Raw genomic sequence first — 21,698 nt, forward strand, 5'->3', positions numbered from 1 at the left:
GAAATTATTTCATAGTTAATAACAGGGCAACATGCAGTATGATCAGCGACTCCCTCAGTTTGGCCAAGGCTCTGCCCATTTGATTCCTGACAGTCTTCTCTGACACGCCCAGCTGTTCAGCGATCTGCTGTGTATTGCGTCCTTCCTGGAACCGCAGGTTGAAAACCTGCCTTTGTTGCGCCGGCAGCGTATTGGTGAGCGCTTCAAACGCAGCCTGGAATTCCTTATACAGCACATGCCCATCTGCCAGACCGTAGCTTCGCAGCAGGTCCTCGCTGTCGTCCGGCAAGTCGCCATACCGGCTTTCCTTTTCCATTTGCCTGAAAACTCCGTTGCGCGTGGCTATACGCAGGTACCCGGGAAGATTATCAATGGGGGTCGCTTTTTCCCGGGTCCATAACTGAACAAACACGTCCTGCGCTACATCCTGCGCCACATCTGCATTACGTATACGCTTGAAAGCGATGTTGAAAACATCCTTCCAGTAACGGTTATATAAAACGTCAAAAGCAAGACCATTCCTTCTGCCGATCTCAGCTAAAAGGTCCTGGTCATTTGCATGCAGTAATTCATCCCTCCCCATAATTGACCATAAAACTAAAAATAGTTTCGGTTTGTAAAAAGATTCTTTGTTTTAATAGTGGGATGCAAATGTTAACCGGCAACAAACAGTGTCCTGATCGTAAAAGAGAAAGGGGCGTTTCCACCCCTTTCTCCCTATTTTACACAAGTAAATGAAAAAAATATTCCCTACGGGAAATGCTTATTTTTGAGGAGATGGCAGCATAAACCGCCATTTAATATCTTTATACGCCTGCTTTACCCCCTGTTTGTTTTCTATCACTACCTTTTCCTGCCATTTTCCCTGCTTATTCTTTTTAGCAGAAAACTGGTACTGCATATATTTCCCTTGCTGGTAATCATAGGATTCCCCATCATCATCATATAGCACCGATGCACTTTCTGCCTCACCATAGTGGCGGACTTCCAGCGGAAATTGTTCACCGGGCGCCGGGGTATGCAATACTGGTGGGATCATAGGAATAATGCCACCGTCTTTTACGTATAAGGGTATTTTATCTAAGCCAGGCTTAGCAACAATGATACTGCCGTTTCCAACATATTCGCCGGTGTAAAAGTCGTACCATTTGCCTTGCGGCAGTATCACCTTTCTTTCCGTTTGGCCGGCAAACATTGGCGCTACCAGGAGGTTATCTCCCAGCATAAACTGATCTTTCACATCTTCCCGCAGGGCTACCTGGTAGGGATTTTCTGTTCCATCCAGTGCAGCCTTCTCCGACTGATGACTAAAAGAGAAGCCTTCTACCAGGTTCATGGCTCTAACCGGCGGTTTTCCTTCCAGGTAGTATTGAGAGAAAACGGTATAGAGATAAGGGAACAACTGCATGCGCAGTAATGCCACATCTTTTACCTGTTTTTCCACTTCCGGGAAACTCCATGGTTTGGTGCCATCCGCCCAGGCATTGAGCATAGCCATCGGAGAAAAGCAAGCCGACTGCATACGCCGCAACCATTCTTCTGCTGTTTTGGAGGCCCTTACTTCCGGTGTCCAGAGCACGCCGATAAAACTACTGTTGCACAACGCGGTGATAAAATCGCGATGGTTGTAATAATCGTTATAGATTACATACGGTAACGAGGAAGCGCCCGCATTCGAAGCACGTACCAGGCCATAGGTACGTACACCTTTTTCTTTGAACCATTCGGCGGTAGCTCGCTGCATCATTACTCCAAATAACTGGCGCATTTGTTCTGCACTCGTTCCGGAAGGGAAAGTAGCTACATCCGGCCATAGCCAGTTATCATATCCATCTACTTCATCAATTTTATAACCAGAAACACCGATATCAACATGCTGTTTTCTGAAAAGCTGTTTATACAACTCCTGTGCAGGTTGCAAGGTAAGATCCGGTACCAATCCATTCCATACGGTATGAGAACCCGATAGTGGCTTCGCCGCTTCGTACAGCGACGACGCAGGTGACAGGTAAGGGTTCAGCCATAAATTGAGACGAATGCCTTTTGCCTTCATGTCTTTTACAAAACCTGCCGGATCGGGGAATCTTGTTTTATCCCATTCAAAAGTACAGGGATAGGCTTTTGTTTGCCAACCTGGCTCCAGCCCGATAAAGTCCAGCGGAAAGCCATGTTGTTTAAATGCCCCGGCTTCTGCTTCCACCTGGTCTGCGGTAGACAACGTAGGCATACGATGTGTAAAACCAAGTCCCCATTTAGGAGGCAGCACGCCCCCGCCATTGAACAGGTTATAACGTTGTACTACTTCCATTGGGGTATTACCAGCAAAAACATATACCTCTGTACCCGCTGTTGGCACCAACATTTCCACCGCATCAGAATAAGGCTGTGCACTCCAGTCGGCTTCCGTATTCCGGTCGTATACTTTGGGAGGATGCTGGCTGTTCACCCGCACCGCTGATCCTGCATATACCGTAATATAACGGGCACTGTTTATCAACACGCCATATCCCTTGCTGGAAATATAAAAAGGAACTGGGGCATGGGAACGGCCATTGTCGCTGCCCCCGTAGTGATCCATGTGCAGGTTCAACACTTGCCCCCGGCGGTTAACCGTTTTAAATTGCAAACCAAGGCCAAACAGCTGTTCTTCTGCCTGCAAAGGAAAACGCAGGTAAACCTTTCCCTCCTTTATTTCCGCGTTACAATCCGGCAAAGGAAGCGGAAATGGCTGCTCTCCCAGCTTTTGCAATGCCTCTTTCCGGGGACTTCCACCTGCTGTTCCCAGCAGGTCTACCTTATCCGGCTGCCCCACGGTAGCTTTCCAGATACCTGGTGCCACCTGTTCCCATTTTAAAGGTACCCGCTGCGCCTGCGATACTGATCCGATAAAAATACAGATCAGGAAAAAAAACAATTTCGTCTTCATAAAATTATTGCAAGGGATCAAATGCACCGCCATCCCATCCGTTTGTTTGTTTGAGATTACCATTCAACTCCAGGTGCGTGGTGTTGATGGGATAAAAATAATAATTACTCTTAAAATCTATTTTAAAGACTTTATCTACTGCCACTAACGAATCTTTGAAATACTTGCTATAGTTCTGGTCAAGATTAACGGTATCCTGAATTTTACTGAATTCATTCTGCGAAATCAATAATGTAATCACGAGACCATGTCTTACTTTACCATTGAGTTCTTTTTCAAACAGTTTCCATCTGCGCAGGTCCCAGTACCGTTTTCCTTCATACGCAAACTCTATTTTTCTTTCCAGCCTGATTGCATCCCGCATAGCGTCCACGCTCATGCCCGGTTTCATGCCGTATAGGTTATCGCCTCCCGCTTCAATGCCGGCGCGCTTCCGGATGAGTTTAAGTATTTCATAGGCTTCGGCAGTCTTACCTGTTTCGTTGGCACATTCGGCCAGATTCATCAACACTTCGGCAAAGCGTATTTCTATCCAATCCGTACTGCTGTTGTAGGTAAAGAACTTAGAATAACTTACATCTACCGCTTTCTTACAGTAAAAACCAGTCTCTGTAAGATACTGTGTTTCTGCACCCACATAGTTCCATTGCCGCCTTCCTGCTTTCCCGCTTAACTCCCAGGGACAACCATTAAAGGCAACAGTAGCAGCAAAACGGGGATCCCTGTTCTTCCAGTAGTGTACAGGGTCATAGCCTGCAGCCGGATCCGTGATAGGCCGGCCGTCTTTCATAGGGAAAGCATTGACCATTTCCAGCGTGGGATGATTGGCGCCGGTGTTATTTTGCGCCTCGCTCAGCGGGCGCGTAGCGGCATTCCAGTCGTTCACCTTGTCGGGGTAAGCATAGCGGTTTACAAAAACCACTTCTTTATTCATTTCATCAAACCAGATATTGGCAAACTTGTCATACAGCCCTCCCCCTGCTGCTTCTAGTACTTCCCTCGCCACCTTATTGGCATCATAGGCATTCTGCCATCTTACAGGATCATTGGATGGATTGAATTGCGGGCTGGCATAATACATTAATATCCTTCCTTTCAGCGCCAGTGCGGCGCCTTTGGTAACCCTGCCCAGGTCATCGCCCGACCATGTAGCCGGTAAAAGCTTAGCGGCGTTATCCAGGTCGGCCACCATTTGCGCAACACAGGCTGATGTTTTGTCTCTCGATACCGCCAGGTTATCTGTGATCTTCTGCGGTTCCAATATCAGCGGCACACCGCCGTATAGCCGTACCATGCTAAAATAGTCCCATGCCCGCAAAAAGAAGGCCTGCCCTTTTAACAAGTCCCTTGTTCCTGCCAGTAAAGTTCCTCCGTCTATGTTCTTTAAAAGGATATTAATATTCCTGATCTTACTATAAGACCATAAGTCGAACGAGTTAATAGTCAATTGTCCATACATCACTGCCTCTCCACCGGGAGCTTCATCGGAAGTACCGGCGTCGGACGTATTCCAGCCCGGAAGGTTATCATCATATAATTTATTGACATAAGCCACTGCCAGCTTACTATCTTTCCAGATGTCAGATTCATTAACGGCGCTCAGGTCTTTTTTATCCAGCACTTTGCTGCAGCCGGTAAGACAACAGAAAAAAAACAAGGCATATATAACAGTATATCCGAATTTCATAAATACTTTCTTTTCACGTTATAAAGTAATGTTCAGGCCAAAAGTGTAGTTCTTCATCAGGGGATAAGAACGCATACTTGCAGCTTCGGGGTCTCTCACCTTCACATGGTCTTCCAGCAGCCACAGGTTGGTACCTATAAAGAACACCCGCACCGCTGCGAGACCGCTTCTTTTAACCAACAGCCTGGGAAGGTCGTACGACAGGTTCACATTTTTTAATCGTAAAAAAGAGCTGTTGCGCAGCCAGAATGTGGAGGCGTTATCGGCGGTATTCCTTGCTGCCCGTGGAAATGCCGCATTAGGATTTCCAGGTGTCCAGTGATCATTCCAGTAGGCAAAATTTGTTTCTTCTGTCCTGGCTTGTATATAACGCACGTCAATCATAGCGTTACTTCCTGCCAATCCCTGCAACAGCAGGTCGAGGCTCAGCCCCTTCCACGTACATCCCATACCAATGCCATAATTAACCGGAGGCGTGCTATGACTGGCGATATACTGCGCATCATTTTCATCTATTTTTCCATCCGGTTTATCATCTACCGCTCCGCGGAGATCGCGGTAGTTCAGCATACCCAGCTCCGGCTTCTGGCCAAAGATTGTATAGCCGGCCGGCAGCGCATCGAGGTCTGCCTGCGTGCGGATAATACCAGTGGCTTCATATCCCCAGATACGGTCCATATTGTACCCGATAATGGATTTATAAGCCCTTTGATTCGCCGGTTGATCCCGTACCTTTACTTCATTGGTAGCATAGCCAAAGTTGCCGGATACATAATAGCTGAAATGCTTGTTTACAGCACCGTTATATCTTGCCGACAACTCAAACCCCCTTGCATTGACGATACCATAATTTTCTGCCGGCAGGGTAGCCCCGAACGTAGATGGTACGCTCTGTTGACGGGGACCAAGAATATCGTAGGTATGCGTGCGGAATACATCTGCCGAAAAATTCAGCTTACCATTTAGCAGGTAGGCATCCAATCCCCCGTTCCAGGATACAGACTTTTCCCAGGTAATATCAGCATTCGATAGTGAGCCGGGAGCAACACCACTGGTAATACTACCGAAAACCGCTCCATTGGTAACATTATAACGTTGCATCCATTGCCAGCCGCCCACTGCATCATTACCAATCAAAGCGATAGTACTTCTCAGTTTGAGGTCGTTGACAAATCTTACATTATCCTTGAAAAAAGGTTCCTCTGAAATCCGCCATACTGCCGACAAAGAAGGGAAAAATCCCCAGCGCTTCGGAGGCGAAAACTTTACAGAACCATCGTACCTGAAAGCTCCTTCCAGGATATATTTCTCCCCATAATTATAATTCAACCTGCCTATATAGGACACACGGCCGTCTTCCCATCCGCTACCATTGGCAAACTGGCTGGCAGCGCTGCCTGCAAACAGCTGGTCAACCGCGGGCGAAACAAAGTTATTACGCTGACCATTAAAGTTATTCCCATTGCTTTCTGCCTGTTCATACACCAGCAAAGCGCTCAACTTATGAGATCCAAAAGAGCGATTATAGGAGACATATCCATCCAGCTGGTATGCATCCTGGTTATCATATGATTCATACAGGAATTCACCGTCGTTACGCACTTTTACACTCTCCAATTCATCTGTAACAATGTGATTGTGATCGCCTCTTCGCTTAAATACGGATAGTTCATATGGCAAACTGAACTGCTTCACGAAACTGGTCCTGGAGTATTTGTTGAACATCACTTTCAACTCCAGCCCCGGTACAAATGGTACTTTATAGCGGAGAGTAGCGATAGTGTTATAATTGGAAAATTTCTTTTTATTGTATCCCGTCTGTCCTTCTGTAATGGCGAGCGGCGACCATTCAACATAAGTGCCGTTCAGCTTACCGTTTATATACGGTGGTACCGACTGTGTTCTGAACAGGAAAGCCTTGTACAGGTCTTCCATATTGTCGCCGTCTCCATCGTACCGCCAATAGGGCTTCTGATCATTCCTTACGTCCATGTTTACATTTAAGGATGCAGTAAGGTTGTTGGTAATATCTGCCTCTACATTGGCTCTCAGGGTATTTTTGCGGAAATCCAGTTTATTGAACGAGCCGGTGGCATAATAGTAAGCGCCGTTCATGAAATACCGTACCCTGGGCGATCCGCCGCTTACCGATAATGAATGACGTGTGGTGACAGGGTTTTTCCAGGCTTCATCGATCCAGTTCCAGTTATGTGTTTTAAAGTAATCCAACTCGTCGGGCGAATAATACCTGGCATCGTTAGTGGGGATATTATCAACACGCAGTGCGTCGTTGATGGTTATAGCCTGATTATAGGCGTTTTGTGCTTCGGGAATATGTATTGGTTTTTCTACGCCTACGGAACCGTTGTACGAAATAGCGGTTTTCCCTTCCTTACCTTGCCTGGTAGTGACCAGGATAACGCCGTTGGCAGCGCGGGAACCGTATACGGCGGCGGAAGCGCCGTCTTTTAGTATGGATATATTATCCACTTCACTGGGGTCCAGCGCATCAAAGTCAAATTGATCCCGCACTACCCCATCAATGACAAAAAGCGGGCTGGCATTATTCCAGGTGCCGGCAGCACGTATGCTGATAGAGGAGGCCATGCCCGGTTTACCGCCTGACTGCGTAATCCGTACGCCTGACAGCCGCCCGGCCAATGCGTTGGAAAGGTTGGCTACCGGCAGATCTTTTATTTCTTTCCCTGAAACTGTAGCAATGGAACCTGAGAGGGTGGCTCTTTTCTCGGTACCGTATCCGACTACCACTATTTCATTCAACCCGCTGGCAGCGCTGCCTAGCGTAACATCCAGGCGACGGCTGCCTCCGATACTGGTTTCTTTGCGGTCAAATCCAATGAAAGAAAATACCAGGGTAGCATGGGGTGCTGCATCAATAGTATAACGTCCGTTATTATCTGTAACGGTTCCGCCGGCGGCATCTTTAACCTGTACTGTAACGCCTGGCAGTGGCATGCCAAGAGTATCTTTTACCGTTCCTGTAACGCGAAAGGTATCCCTGGCGGCCTCACTCCGGACAGGTGTGGCCAACGATCCGGAAGCCCGTTGTGAACGGCCTGGCCCCGCAGCTCTTGGCGGATTACTTCTCACTGTGATGGTATTGCCGATTTGCCTGAAAGACCAGTTGAGCTTTTCTGATAAACTGTCTAATATATTGGTCGCAGTTAAGCTGTGCGCGTTCATGCGCACCAAGGTATCCAGGTGAATGCTGCTGGCATCGAATACAAATGTGATGGCCGTCTTTTCATTGATAATGGAAAATAGTTTTCTTACAGAAATGTTTTGGAAGTTTTCTTTGATGACATTGTTCATTTGGGCATTTACCGGATTCCCGGAGGAGGTGTTGAACACCATCAATTCTACGAGGAAATAAATGATAAAACATCTTGCCCACTTCAATAATACCGTGGATAATCTTTTTTTCATACTTTTAACGTGTTTTGTTTAAGCAAACGTCGCCCGTGCGCGGAGGCTCTACTTTCCGCACGATGACGCATTTTTACATAACAGGCCGGTAGTCCTGCCAGATTACCGGCATTTTGTTAAATGCAGTTATACCCTATGTGTACCAGGTTTTTTAAAATTCAGATAAGATTACATTTCCGGCTTCCACCCTGTATTTAAAATCATAGTTAAAAGACAGGCTTTCCAGTACTTCCTGGAGCGTCGGATTTTTATACTCTCCTGTAAGCCGCCATTGCCTGGGCTTCATTTGGCTGATATTAAAGTGTACTCCATAAAACCGCTCCAGCTTGGTCAGCACTTCGTTAATGCCTGCATTGTTAAAGCAGATGATCATCTGCTTCCAGGCCAAACGCTCCCTGGTATTAAATTTTCCGGTGGCGATAAGGCCGGCTTTTCTCGTATATACCGCTTCTTCACCAGGCGTTAGTATCACACCTTTTGCATCTTCCTTTGCTACCAGCACCTTACCATTGGTCAGCGAAACGATGATTTGCGGATCATCCACAAAAGCTGCTACGTTAAATGCCGTTCCCAGCGCAGTAACAGATAGTTTCCCTGTGTGTACCGTAAAGGCCTTACCCGGCTGGGAATGGATATCAAAGCAGGCTTCCCCCTGTAGTTGTACATCTCGGTGCTGCTTGCCGAAATTCCTGCTCACCTTTAATACAGAACATGCGTTGAGCGTTACAGTAGTACCATCTGGCAAACGAAAGCTTCTGACCTCGCCAAATGAAGTGGTATATTCTTTTTCATAACCGTGGAAATAGTTAAAGTAAATAAGACTTCCTCCCAGCAACAGGAACAACATAGCCGCAGCCAGCCACCACCTTCCACGGGAAGTATCGCTGCTTCCGGGAGAAGGTACTGCACTGAGTCCTTCGTCGAGCCTGGCCAATTGCTTCCATCCTTCTCTCAACTTCCTTTCCTGCTTCCTTTTGCCGTGCACGTCGGGATATTCGTCCAGGTCATTCTCATCCAACCATCGGTATACCAGGCTTTCCTCTTCAGGAGTACACTCACCATTAAAATATTTCTCCAGTAATGCTTTGTCTATGGGCGCCATAGAATTGTTCTTGAAAAGCTGTCAGTTATATAAGTGTAAAAAACAACCCTTATACCCTAAATGAATTTGAAAAAAATTTTAAAATTTTCCGGTGGCTATTTTCCTAAGCGCGAGAGACACATGGTATTCTACTGTTTTCACCGATATTTCCATCCTGCTGGCGATGTCTGTGTAGGTAAGACCGCAATAGCGGCTCAGGTAAAAAATCTCCCGTGTTTTATGAGAAAGGGATTCCAGGAGATGATGAAGATATGCCTGCATATCTTTATAACGTACATGCTCCTCCGGCCCGTCCAGGGCCTGTGGAATGGCAGCATGTTCGGTAGCCTGCTTTTTCTTTTGCCTCATTTTGAGATAGAAAAAAGCCGTGTATTTAGCACAACGGGTAATATAGTTTTCAAGAGCGCCTTTTAATTCAATTTTTTCACGCCGCAACCAAAGGGAGGTAAACACATCCTGTACAATATCTTCTGCATCTTCTTCCGAACCTGTATAGTAAAACGCGATGTTATATACGCGCCGCTCATACGTTTGATAGATCAGGCGAAACACCATAGCATCGCCCTGGGCAAGCCCTGTTAATAAATAGAAATCATCATTGGAAAGGGGCGGTAGTTCAGGCGCCATTCACTATTTAATTTGCAAGGAAGGTAATAAAGTCTTTATCGATTTCATAGTATCATTTGACCGATTTCTACCAGTATTTTCACTAAACGATTTATCCGTTACAAATCACGTAACTCCCCATCAACCCGTAGCCACCTGAACATTTTTTAGTCACCACGGAACTTTTAATCTATATTTGCCCCTGATATGGTTCACCTCTTACCAGCCTGGTAATAGTTGATTAAAAGGGAACACCGGTGCAAATCCGGGACAGTCCCGCTGCTGTAAGTCTCACACAATGCCAGGGCATTGCTACAAAAGACCACTGTCGCTACCAGGTAGCGATGGGAAGGTTGCCCGAAGCAGAGATAAGTCAGAATACCTGCCATACCACCTGGTTTTTAAGCTTTCGTGGAATGAAGCTTGGGAATAGTTGCTGACAGCGGGCTTACGCCTGTCTATGATCGACTTCCTGGTTATTTTTTTATGAACGAAAGCTGTTGATGAAATATTAACAGTAGAAATGACGCTTTTCGTTAAACGATGCAAACGGCTCAGCTGCCTGGCTGTGCTGCAGACTTGTGCGCAACTTGCAGTGGCGCAACAAGCCGATAGCAGCCATACCAAACACTTACAGGAGATATCCGTTACTGCGCCGAGGACCACTAAAGAAATCAGTCCCGGGCAAAAACTACAGGCTAAAGACCTGGAGCGGCTGGGCAGTCATTCCGTTGCGGATGCCATCCGCTTCTTTGCCGGCGTACAAATAAAAGACTATGGCGGCATCGGCGGCCTCAAAACCGTGGATATCCGCAGCATGGGCAGCAACCACACCGGCGTATTTTACGATGGCATCGCCATCGGCAACGCACAGAACGGACAGGTAGACCTGGGCCGGTTTTCATTGGATAACATGGAAGAAATAGCCCTGTACAACGGGCAAAAGAGCAATATCTTCCAACCTGCCCGCGACTTTAGCACCGCCGGTGGCATATACATGACTTCCCTGAAACCCCGGTTTGCAGCCGGAGAAAAAACACACTTCAGAGCTACCATCAAAACCGGCTCCTTCGGACTGTTCAACCCTTCTTTACTCTGGCAACAAAAAATCAACGATAAAGTATCTGCATCGTTCAGCACTGAATGGGTGAATGCCACCGGCAGGTATAAATTCAGGTATACGGTACGTGACAAACAAGGCAACATTGCCTATGATACCAGCGCTTACCGCAAAAATGGCGATATCAATGCCATACGCGGGGAAGGCGGCTTTAACGGCATAATGAATGGCGGCGAGTGGAGCGCCAAAGTATACTACTACCAGTCGGAAAGAGGACTGCCGGGCTTTGTAGTGAATAATGTATTCGGGCACGTAGACCGCCAATGGGACCAGAGCATCTTTGTACAATCCTCCTTCCGCAAAGACATCAGCCAACGTTATAGCCTGTTGCTGAACGGCAAGTATGCATACGATTATTCGCGCTACCTGGCGCCGGATACCGCCCGCTTATATGTAGACAACCATTACCGGACCTACGAAGCCTATGTATCCATGGCCAACCAATATGCACTGACCAGCTGGTGGAACCTCTCTGCCTCAGGCGATTTCCAATGGAGCCGGATGGATGCCGATTTGAAGAACTTCACTTTTCCTACACGGTTTACTACGCTCGTAGCGGCAGCAACGGCCATCACCTTCAACCGGTGGAGCGCACAGGCCAGTGTACTCGGTACTTTTGTTTCGGAAGATGTGAAAAAAAACACGTCACTCGCCTATCAGCAAAAGTACACCCCGACGGTGATTGTTTCCTGGCAACCCTTTTCCGTAGCAGACTTCCGGCTACGAGCCTTTTATAAAAACATTTTCCGCCTGCCCACTTTCAACGATCTCTTTTATACCGAAATCGGCAGCAAGATCCTGAAACCGGAATTTGCTACCCAATACGATGTGGGCATCAGCTGGAATAAAACATTTAATGATCACGCTCTCGTGCTGGCAGGTCTGGAAGTAGATGCCTACTATAACGATGTAACCGATAAAATTGTAGCCGTTCCCGGCCAGAACCAGGCCATCTGGACCATGCAGAACCTGGGCAGGGTAAAAATAAAAGGCCTCGATGTAAAAGCGAAAGCAGCCTGGCAAATAAAACAAACCCTCCGGCTGCAAACGAAATTAACCTATACCTATCAGCGGGCGCAGGATTTCACCAATCCGTCCGACCGGTTCTATGGCCACCAGATCGTGTATATTCCACGCCACAGCGGGTCGGCCATACTGGGCGCTGACTACAAAAGCTGGCAGGCCAACTATAGCTTCATCTACACAGGAGAAAGATATAATGGTAAAGAAAATATACCGGAAAACTATGTACAGCCCTGGTATACCAGTGATATTTCTTTTGGTAAACAATTCAACTATAAACACACCCGCTTCAGGATCACTGCCCAGGTCAACAACCTGGCCAATCAATATTTTGAAGTAGTACAAAGCTATCCCATGCCGGGAAGAAATTACCGGTTCATTTTAACAGTAAATATCTAATCATATAGCATGAAAAAATTATTATTCACGGTTCAAATAGGAATGGCTGTTATTGCCCTGCTGCTGGCCGGTTGCAGGAAGGATGCCACCATTGTACCGCCGGTGGTTACGCCCGTAACGCCTCCCACTCCCAATGCAGCCGTTACTGGCATGTACCTGCTTAATGAAGGTAATATGGGCAGCAACAAAGCTTCCCTGGATTATTTCGATTTCACCACCGGCATTTATAACAAAAACATTTACGCTACTGCTAATCCTACTGCCGTCAAAGAACTGGGCGATGTAGGCAATGATATACAGGTATATGGCAGCAAGGCATATGCGGTGATCAATGTGTCGAACAAGGTAGAAGTCATGAATGCCGCTACTGCTGTTCGCATCAAATCAATTGATGTGCTCAACTGCCGCTACGTCACCTTTGCTAACGGTAAAGCCTATGTTAGTTCCTATGCAGGGCCTGTACTCGTAGATCCCAACGCGCCCATCGGCTTTGTAGCCGAAGTGGATACCGCCACGATGGAAATTACCCGTAAAGTAATAGTGGGCTATCAACCGGAGGAAATGGCCGTAGTGGGCAACAAACTATATGTAGCCAATTCCGGTGGCTACCGGGTTCCCAATTACGACCACACTGTGTCGGTGATTGATTTGAATACGTTTAAGGAAATCAAAAAGATTGATGTAGCCATTAATCTCGACCGGCTGAAAGCCGATAATGCAGGTAATATCTATGTGAGCTCCAGGGGCGACTATTACAACATTCCTTCCAAACTATTTATGATCGATACCAAAACAGACCAGGTAAAAACAACATATGATATTGCTACCAGCAATTTCTGTATCATGGGCGATACTGCCTATATTTATGGTTCTGCCTTCAATTACAATACTGCTAAATGGACCATCAGCTACAATATGCTGAATGTAAAAACAGGCGTACTGCTCAATACCAACTTCATCACCGACGGCACTGAAAAAGAAATCAAGATGCCGTATGGAATAGCAGTAAACCCGGAAACCCGGGAAATTTTTGTGACCGATGCGCGCGACTACGTATCATCCGGTACACTTTACTGCTTTACCCCAGCGGGGAAAAAGAAATGGTCGGTAGCCACCGGCGAAATACCGGCACATATAGCCTTTGTTTCCAACCATTAGGCATTCGTTTACTTCAATAATTACCTAAAAACAGATATGAAAAGAAAACATTTACTCTTCGCGCTGACAGCCGCATTGGCCACCGGCAGTTGCTCCAAAGACAAGAACGACATACAGGCGCCCGGCAGCCAGATCGTGATCACGACTGCCGATATAGTACCAGCCACACAACTGAAGTGGGTAAAAATTACTCCGCAGGTAGATAAAGCCGATAATGCCGGCTACCTCTGGACAATGGGCAAGGATACGCTGGCAGTAACCAAAGACCTGATGTATGCCTTTGATACCACCGGTAACATCTCCCTGAAATTTTCCGTAAAGACGGCAACAGACAGCGCACAAAAAAATATTGTAGTGCAACTGGCCGCTCCTGCTGCCCCCTATACCAATGCGGTGACCAAAGTATTTGAATACTTCCCTGCACCGGGACAATTCATCAACACATTGCCCGAATGGAAAGCCGGTCAAACCGGTAAAGACATGGCCGATGCGGCCCTGGCAAAACTCAACAAAGAAAACATCATTTCTTTGGGCGGATTTGGCGGCTACGTGATAATGGGGTTTGACCATACCATCGTAAACAAGCCAGGCAAAAGCTCATTCCTGGTATTGGGCAACGCATTTGCCAACAACGCAGAACCGGGTGTAATCATGGTGTCGGCCGATGCCAATGGTAACGGTTTACCAGATGATCCCTGGTATGAAATTGCCGGTTCCGAATACAATAACCCTAAAACAATTAAAAACTACCAGATCACCTATTATAAACCTGACGAAAACAAAACGCCGGTAACCGATCCTAATGATCCATATTCCTCGGATGTTCAATATATCCGTTGGGAAGATAACCAGGGTAAATCCGGCTACCTGGTTAAAAACCCCTACCATACCCAGTCTTACTATCCCCAGTGGAAAGGCAACAGCATCGTATTTACCGGTACCCGGTTACCCGACGATCAGATCAGGAATACCTCTTCTGATCCGGCGTCTCCTTATTGGGTACTGCCGGCATTCCCGTATGGGTACGTGGATAACCAGCCAAATACCGATGTAAATGCCCAGATAAAACTGGATTGGGCGGTAGATAATACCGGAAAACCCGTGAAACTGGATGGTATCGATTTTATCAGGGTACATAGTGGTATCCGCAAAGAGGCCGGCTGGTTAGGGGAAGTATCCACCGAAGTAGGCGGTGTCCGGGACCTGAACCTGAAATAATCGTCAACGCCATTTACCTTTTGCCCTGGATTTTGCTGGTACCCACCAAAAAAATCCGGGGCTTTTTAGTGCCAAAATGTGTATTTTGTTGTCAAATCGTGATAACAGTGGGTAATGACGAAGCTGTTCTGTTGGGGAAACTGCAGGGAGGGGATGCAGACGCTTTTATAACACTATACAATCAATATTCCCCCTCACTTTATACCTACATCCTTCATTTTATCAACACACCGGCTTTAGCGGAAGATGTGCTGCAGGACGTGTTTATAAAAATCTGGGAGATCCGCGGGCGGATTAAACCGGAGTTATCTTTCAGCGGGTACCTGTACCGGATTACCCGTAACCATGTTTTTAAATTACTGAAGAAAATAACGGCCGACGAAGCGCTGCGTCTCCGCGTGATGCAGGACCTGTACCAGCAAACTACTGATGCCGATACGCTGCTGCAATGGAAGCAATATGAAACCTTATTGCATACTGCTATTGACCGACTGCCACCTCAGCGCCAGAAGGTGTTCCGGCTATGCCGGGAAGAGCTGAAAAGCTACGAAGAAGTGGCCCGTGAGCTGGGTATTTCCCGCAATACCGTTAAAGAACATATGATGCTGGCCATGAAAAGCATCCGTTTTTTCGTTTATTCCAATGCCGATGGCATACTCCCGCTCCTGCTGGCAGCCGCCCTGTTAAAAGATATTTCCAGGCCCTGAAAAATATTTTTTTTAGACACACCCACCCTACCTGTCGGTTTTAGGATAGTATAGATATGCCGACATCCAAATCACCTTACCGGTACCAACAATTATTACAACGCTGGCAACAGCGGACCTGTAGTCCACAGGAAGCCATTGAGCTGATGGAATACCTGCGGAACGACGCTTCCAACCGCATGCTGCTGGAGGAATTACAGGCTGCATTCCGGCAGGTACAGCCCGGAGAAGAGGTGATGTCTTCCGAGCCCATTAACAGGGTCAGGGAAGGGCTTTTAAAGCATATACAGGGCGCCCCGGTGGTGCCAATCCAGCGCTCCCATAAACAGGGCGGCTGGCTACGCTGGTCGGCCGCCGCCGCTTTCCTGGCAGCGATGGCCTTGCCCGCCGGCTACCTGTTAACACATCAAAGCACCGCCCCTGCAGCTAAAAAACCAATAGCTGCTGCGACTGTGGCCGAACAACGTAAAACCGTACTCACGCTGGCCAACGGGCAAAAGGTGGAACTGGACAAAGCCGGTATGGCGCAACTGGCACAAGGCAACAGCACCATCCGTAATCAGAACGGACAGCTCATCTACGAACAAACCAACGGCGGTCAGGCCGCATTGCTGTATAACACGCTCACCACCGCTCCCCGGGAAACGTATCCCCTGGTATTGGCCGATGGGAGTAAAATATGGCTGAACGCAGGCTCCTCTCTACGCTTCCCGGCTGCCTTTGCCGGCAACGAGCGGAAAGTGGAACTGAGCGGGGAAGCTTACTTTGAAATTGCAACAGATGCCCGCAAGCCTTTCCGCATACAGGTAAAACAGATGACGGTAGAAGTGCTGGGCACCCATTTTAATATTAACGCCTATACCGACGAAACCACCATGAATACCACCCTGCTGGAAGGCGCTGTTAATATCCACAGCGGCAAGGGAAGCCTGCGGCTCGCGCCGGGCGAACAATCGCAGGTAAGTGGAGATGGACAAATAAAGAAAATTACCGGTGTAAACACCGACGAGATTATGGCCTGGAAAGAAGGCTACTTTAAATTCGAGAACGCAGATCTGGCCACCGTATTACGGCAATTTTCACATTGGTATGATGTTGACGTGGTATACGAAGGCAACGTGAAACCAAGAAAATTCTTCGGCATGATCAGCCGCAACAGCACTTTACCAAATGTATTAAAAATGTTGAATGCCAATGATATTGCTTACCGCATCGACGGTAGAAAGCTCATCATCGAGGGAAATTAATCGGGGAAACTAAGTAACAGGACGTAGGTGAACAATTATATCAACCAACAGTCAGGGTGAGTGCCAGCATAAAAACATAGATAGAATAGAATACTGTAACGCTCAACCAAACCATTTATCTAAATCAAAACTCAGTAGAGTATGCAATCCACTATTGCGGGTACGCGGTGTGATAGCCACCGGCGTTCAACCAAACATCTCAAGTTCAGGGGACTGGTCTCCCTGCTTTGCTTCGCTACCGGTATGCAGGCAAATGCGGCTTCGTCGCAGCAACAGCAGCTGGTAAGCCTTTCTTTTAAAAATGCATCTGCCAAAGAAGTGTTCCGTGAAATCAACAAACAAACGGGCTTAAACATCCTGGCAGATGAAGCCTTGCTGGAAAAAAGCGGCAAAGCCAATATTGTGGTCAACAATATGCCGGTTAGCGAAGCGCTGAATATCATTATGCGCAACCAGCCACTCACCTACTCCATCGAAGGAGGGGCGATTATCGTTAAAACCAAGGCTGCCCCATTGCAACCAGCCAGCACACCGGCTCCCCCGGTGGAGATCCACGGAGTGGTTACCAACGCCAAAGGTCAGCCACTCCCAGGCGCCACCATCACCGTAAAAGGCACGCGACAAGGGACCGTATCAAAACCAGATGGTAGCTTTACCATCAACGTCAACCCGGGAGAAACCCTGGAAGTGAGCGTGATGGGCTACAAACCCTGGTCGATGAAAATAGACGGTAAAAACAACACCCTGAAAGTATCGCTGGAAGAAGACGTAGCCAACCTCACCGACGTAGTGGTGGTGGGATATGGTACGACCAAAAAGAGAGACCTCACCGGTTCTATCAGCTCCATCAGCAGCGACCAGATGAACAACGGCGGCGTTACCTCCAATGCGGCACAAGCCATACAGGGCCGGGCTGCGGGCGTACAGGTAAGTCAGTCGAACTCAGCGCCGGGCGGACAAACCATCGTTCGTATCCGTGGTGGCAACTCCATCAAATCTACCAACGAACCACTCTATATCGTAGATGGCTTCCCTTCTGAAACCGGAAAGGATATCAACCCGAACGATATTGACGATATACAAATCCTCAAAGATGCATCATCCACCGCCATCTATGGCTCCCGTGGCGCCAACGGCGTCGTGATGATCACTACCAAAAGAGGTAAAACCGGCAAACCCGCTATTCAATACGATGGCTACTACGGTACCCAACGTATCGTAAAAGAGTACGACAAAATGAATGGCCTGGAAAATATGCAGGTGACCAATGCCAAAGCGATCGAAAAAGGACAACCCGCCTTCTACACCGCCGCCGACCTGGCTAGTGGCCGCAATAATGACTGGTTTCAGCTGGCTACCCGCCCGGGTATGGTACAAAGCCACAACCTCAGTGTAAGCGGTGGCGCAGGCGAAGACCGCGTATCCCTGTCCGGTAGCTACTTCAGACAAGATGGCGCGCTGAAAAATACTGCCTTCGAAAGATATTCTGTACGGTTAAACTACGACCGCCAATTTACACCGCACTTCAAAACCGGTGCCAGCGTTTACGGTTCGCATGCATATACCAACTTCAAAACCTACGACGGCAACATCGTTCCGTCTAACGTAATGTATGGCGTACTCACTGCTTCTCCGGCCATCCCGGTGTATAACGACAATGGTACCTTTGCCCGGTTCAAAGGCCGCGACAACCCGCTGGCCTGGCTGCTGGCGCCTACCAACGACCGCTACGAAAATAAGGTGAATATCAACGCATACGCCGACTATCAGATCCTGGACGGCTTTAACTTCCGCGTAAACGGTGGAACGGAATATGCCACCACCAAAGAAGGCACCTACCTGCCGCGCGACCTCGTAGATGGTGAAAAGGTAGGCGGCAAGGCCAGCGTAAATGATATAGCTACCACCCGTAACCTGGTGGAAGCCTATTTCACTTACAAAAAGGTTTTCAATACCATCCATTCTGTAAACATGGTGGCCGGGGTATCTTACCAATCGGACATGTATTCCCGCCACTACTCACAGGTACAAAAATTCAGTACAGATGCTTTCCTGTATCACAATCTTGATGGAGGCACCGAACGCCTGGCCAGCAGCAGTTTAGACCTTCCATCTAAAATGGCTTCTGCCTATGGTCGTTTAAATTACTCCCTGAAAGACAAATACCTGCTCACCTTTACCTTCCGTCGCGATGGCTCCTCTAAATTCGGAGGCAACCGCCGCTTCGGTAACTACCCTTCCGGCTCTATCGCCTGGAGAGCTGGTGAAGAAGAATTTATTAAAAACCTGAATGTATTTTCCAGCCTGAAATTCAGAGGCGGTTATGGCGTAACCGGTAATGACCGGATTCCCGACTTTATCTACATGTACCTCTTTGGTCCTACCAATGTATCACTAGGTACAGGCAGCGATAGCTACGGCGGCACGGTGGTAACCCGCCTGTCGAACCCCAACCTGCACTGGGAAAGCACGGCTCAATTTGATGCGGGGGTAGACATGGGCTTCTTCAACAACCGCATTATGGCCACTATTGATTACTACCGGAAAAAAACCAATAGCCTGATCTTTGATATCCCTATCGGCGACTGGAACGGGTTCAGTACTCAAACAGTGAATGCCGGCGGTATCAGCAACAGGGGCATTGAATTGTCCATCAACACAGAAAACGTTACCGGTAAATCATTTACCTGGAACACCACGCTCAACATCGCTTATAACAAACAAACGGTACTCGACCTGGCAGGCCGTCCCTATATCATTACGCAAACAGCGAACCTGTATGGCGGTCGTGCTACCGACTTCACCAAACTGGAAAAAGGACAGGAGTTAAGCACTTTCTACGGCTATGTATATGACGGCGTTATCAAAACCGGCGAAGCACATACCGCGCAACCCAACTCCAAACCAGGCGATCCCAAGTATAAAGACATTAGCGGTCCCAATGGCAAGCCAGATGGGATCATTGATGCCAACGACCGTACTTACCTGGGCCATGCCAACCCACACTACATCTATGGTATCAGTAACAACTTTACCTGGAAAAATTTTGAGCTCAACATCTTCCTGCAGGGCGCTTTAGACTACAGCCTGTACAACGCTACGGCGCTGGTACTGGAATCAGGCCCCGGTAAAGCTGCGCTGAACCGGTGGACAACCGCCAACGAAAATACCGACATCCCCCGGGATGGATACGCTATTCCTTATGGCGGTATGATCAACTCCCGTTTCGTGGAAAACGCTGCCTACCTGCGTTGTAAAATGATCACATTAGGATATAATCTTCCCGTAGCTAAAACTTTCCTGAAAAGCCTGAGAGGTGTGAAAGTATACGGGTCCGTACAAAATTTATTTACCATTACTAAATATACAGGATCAGATCCCGAGGTAAATACCAACCTGAATAGCAGTGGCGCCAACGCCAACCTTTCTTCCGGATTGGATTACACCGCCTTCCCTGCTTATCGCACGTTTACCGCGGGCCTTAAAATGAACTTTTAACCTGTAAATTCCGGAACAAATGAAATACGCATATATCGCATTCACCGCACTCTTATTAGGAACGAGTTCCTGTAAAAAACTGGTGGAACCTAAAGTATACAGCTCTCTTACCGATGCCAACGCCTTCCTGACGCTGAGCGATGCCAAGGCTGCCGTAAACGGTGTTTACTCCCGGCTGAAGCAGCCCAGCGGCCGCTCCGATGCCTGGATGTATTACGCCGGCTTCCAGGTAACCATCTCCGACCTTACCACCGATGTGGGACATGCCAGCTCCGGCGGCGACGTAGGACTGATGTCTGATTGCCAGTGGGCGCCCGCCAATACTTACCTCGCTTTTGCCTGGCAACACCAGTATAAACTGGTTACCGATGCCAATACCTCCCTGTATTATATTCCGAAGATGACCAGCATCACGGATGCACAGAAAAATCAATTTACGGCAGAACTGAGATTCCTCCGGGCATTGGGTTATGTAGACCTCACCGACGCCTTTGGCCCGGTAATCCTGGTAACAGAACAAACGGTGGAACAAAACCTGAAAAATCCATCTTATGATGCGCCCACACCTACAACACCAGTAGCGGACATCAATAAGCTGATCATCAGCGACTTGGAATATGCCGCCCAAACCCTGCCTGTCAACTACCTGAACAGCGATATTTACACCACCAATGATGTGGGTCGCGCTACCAAAGGCGCCGCCATGTCGCTGCTGTGCAAACTCTATATGCGCGAGCACGAGTGGCAGAAAGCCCTCGACCTCACTACCGAAATCATGAAGCTGGGCTATGACCTGTATCCTTCCTACGCCGGTTTGTTTGCAGAAAAAAACAAATGGTGCCAGGAAAGTATCTTCAGCGCACTGGCCGATCCGCTGAACGACGCCGTGGAAATCATGAACCACTTCGGCCCCATCAACAACCCGGTAGTAACCGACAGATGGCAGTACTTTGCCCTCACCTGGTACTTCTGGAATACATTTGCTGCCAACGATGATCGTAAACAAATGTTCTATTACGATTACGTGGGTACCGACGGCCTCCATTACATGCAGGCGCCTGCAGGGCAAACCAATCCGCCTGCCGGCTTTTATTACATGCCGGATGTGGCCACTACCAAGTTTGCCGATCCTAAAGGTTCTACCACCTACTACGACGGACACGTATTCCCGATTCTCCGCTACGCCGACATCCTGCTTTGCCGCGCAGAAGCAATCAACGAGCTGAGTGGTCCTACCGATGAAGCCATTGGCCTCATTAACCGGGTGAAAAGCCGCTCCCACGCCACCGGCCTGGGAAGTGCCGCCACCTTTAACAAACAATCGCTCCGCGATGCTATCCTACAGGAACGTGGCTGGGAATTCTTCTTCGAATGCAAACGCAGACAAGATCTCATCCGTATGGGTAAATATGAAAGCGTGGTAAACACCTACCTGACTGCGGTAGGAAAAACAGCTTCCATTACCCTGCCGAGAGATAAATACTTCCCTTATCCGCAGGCGCAGGTAGATTTAAATAAAAGTTTAAATAATAGCGACCGCCGTCACTAACTTTAATGCTT

At 48.0% G+C, this 21,698-nt stretch carries 13 protein-coding genes and 1 riboswitch; of the genes, 7 read left to right on the forward strand and 6 right to left on the reverse strand.

Features of this window, described 5'->3' with window-relative positions; translation table 11 throughout:
- Window positions 1-4 precede the first annotated feature (4 nt).
- From HGH90_RS06230 to HGH90_RS06255, 6 genes are all read right to left on the reverse strand, one after another.
- On the reverse strand, window positions 5-583 hold the full coding sequence (locus tag HGH90_RS06230; RefSeq protein WP_169190658.1) for an RNA polymerase sigma factor: 579 nt from the start codon (window positions 581-583) through the stop codon (window positions 5-7).
- A gap of 180 nt (window positions 584-763) precedes the next feature.
- A complete protein-coding gene (locus tag HGH90_RS06235) occupies window positions 764-2,926 on the reverse strand; it encodes a TIM-barrel domain-containing protein (RefSeq protein ID WP_169190659.1) in 2,163 nt (720 codons plus the stop codon).
- Between the two features lie 4 nt (window positions 2,927-2,930).
- Window positions 2,931-4,613: a RagB/SusD family nutrient uptake outer membrane protein gene (locus HGH90_RS06240; RefSeq protein WP_169190660.1), complete on the reverse strand. Its 1,683-nt coding sequence runs from the start codon at window positions 4,611-4,613 to the stop codon at window positions 2,931-2,933.
- An 18-nt stretch (window positions 4,614-4,631) separates the two neighbouring features.
- On the reverse strand, window positions 4,632-8,060 hold the full coding sequence (locus HGH90_RS06245) for a SusC/RagA family TonB-linked outer membrane protein (RefSeq protein ID WP_169190661.1): 3,429 nt from the start codon (window positions 8,058-8,060) through the stop codon (window positions 4,632-4,634).
- Between the two features lie 151 nt (window positions 8,061-8,211).
- Window positions 8,212-9,162: a FecR family protein gene (locus HGH90_RS06250; RefSeq protein ID WP_169190662.1), complete on the reverse strand. Its 951-nt coding sequence runs from the start codon at window positions 9,160-9,162 to the stop codon at window positions 8,212-8,214.
- A gap of 78 nt (window positions 9,163-9,240) precedes the next feature.
- A complete protein-coding gene (locus HGH90_RS06255) occupies window positions 9,241-9,789 on the reverse strand; it encodes an RNA polymerase sigma factor (RefSeq protein ID WP_168767535.1) in 549 nt (182 codons plus the stop codon).
- Window positions 9,790-9,959: 170 nt separating this feature from the next.
- Window positions 9,960-10,173: riboswitch (cobalamin riboswitch) on the forward strand.
- 118 nt (window positions 10,174-10,291) lie between these two features.
- Here HGH90_RS06255 and HGH90_RS06260 point away from each other — a divergent pair.
- The 7 genes from HGH90_RS06260 to HGH90_RS06290 all read left to right on the forward strand — a co-directional run bounded on the left by HGH90_RS06260 (window position 10,292) and on the right by HGH90_RS06290 (window position 21,687).
- On the forward strand, window positions 10,292-12,310 hold the full coding sequence (locus tag HGH90_RS06260) for a TonB-dependent receptor plug domain-containing protein (RefSeq protein WP_169190663.1): 2,019 nt from the start codon (window positions 10,292-10,294) through the stop codon (window positions 12,308-12,310).
- A gap of 9 nt (window positions 12,311-12,319) precedes the next feature.
- Complete coding sequence (locus tag HGH90_RS06265; protein ID WP_168767533.1) at window positions 12,320-13,468, forward strand: DUF5074 domain-containing protein; 1,149 nt, start codon at window positions 12,320-12,322, stop codon at window positions 13,466-13,468.
- A gap of 36 nt (window positions 13,469-13,504) precedes the next feature.
- Window positions 13,505-14,686, forward strand: a complete 1,182-nt coding sequence (locus HGH90_RS06270) for a cell surface protein (protein ID WP_169190664.1) — start codon at window positions 13,505-13,507, stop codon at window positions 14,684-14,686.
- Window positions 14,687-14,793: 107 nt separating this feature from the next.
- Entirely contained in the window at window positions 14,794-15,393 is a 600-nt protein-coding gene (locus tag HGH90_RS06275) for an RNA polymerase sigma factor (protein ID WP_169190665.1), read from the forward strand.
- Window positions 15,394-15,449: 56 nt separating this feature from the next.
- Window positions 15,450-16,640 (forward strand): FecR family protein, encoded by a 1,191-nt coding sequence (locus tag HGH90_RS06280; RefSeq protein ID WP_169190666.1) that lies wholly within the window; start codon window positions 15,450-15,452, stop codon window positions 16,638-16,640.
- A 141-nt stretch (window positions 16,641-16,781) separates the two neighbouring features.
- On the forward strand, window positions 16,782-20,138 hold the full coding sequence (locus HGH90_RS06285) for a TonB-dependent receptor (protein ID WP_168767529.1): 3,357 nt from the start codon (window positions 16,782-16,784) through the stop codon (window positions 20,136-20,138).
- Between the two features lie 19 nt (window positions 20,139-20,157).
- Window positions 20,158-21,687: a RagB/SusD family nutrient uptake outer membrane protein gene (locus HGH90_RS06290; RefSeq protein ID WP_169190667.1), complete on the forward strand. Its 1,530-nt coding sequence runs from the start codon at window positions 20,158-20,160 to the stop codon at window positions 21,685-21,687.
- Window positions 21,688-21,698: the final 11 nt, after the last annotated feature.

The sequence above is a fragment of the Chitinophaga sp. Ak27 genome, from assembly GCF_012726295.1.
GTDB lineage: Bacteria > Bacteroidota > Bacteroidia > Chitinophagales > Chitinophagaceae > Chitinophaga.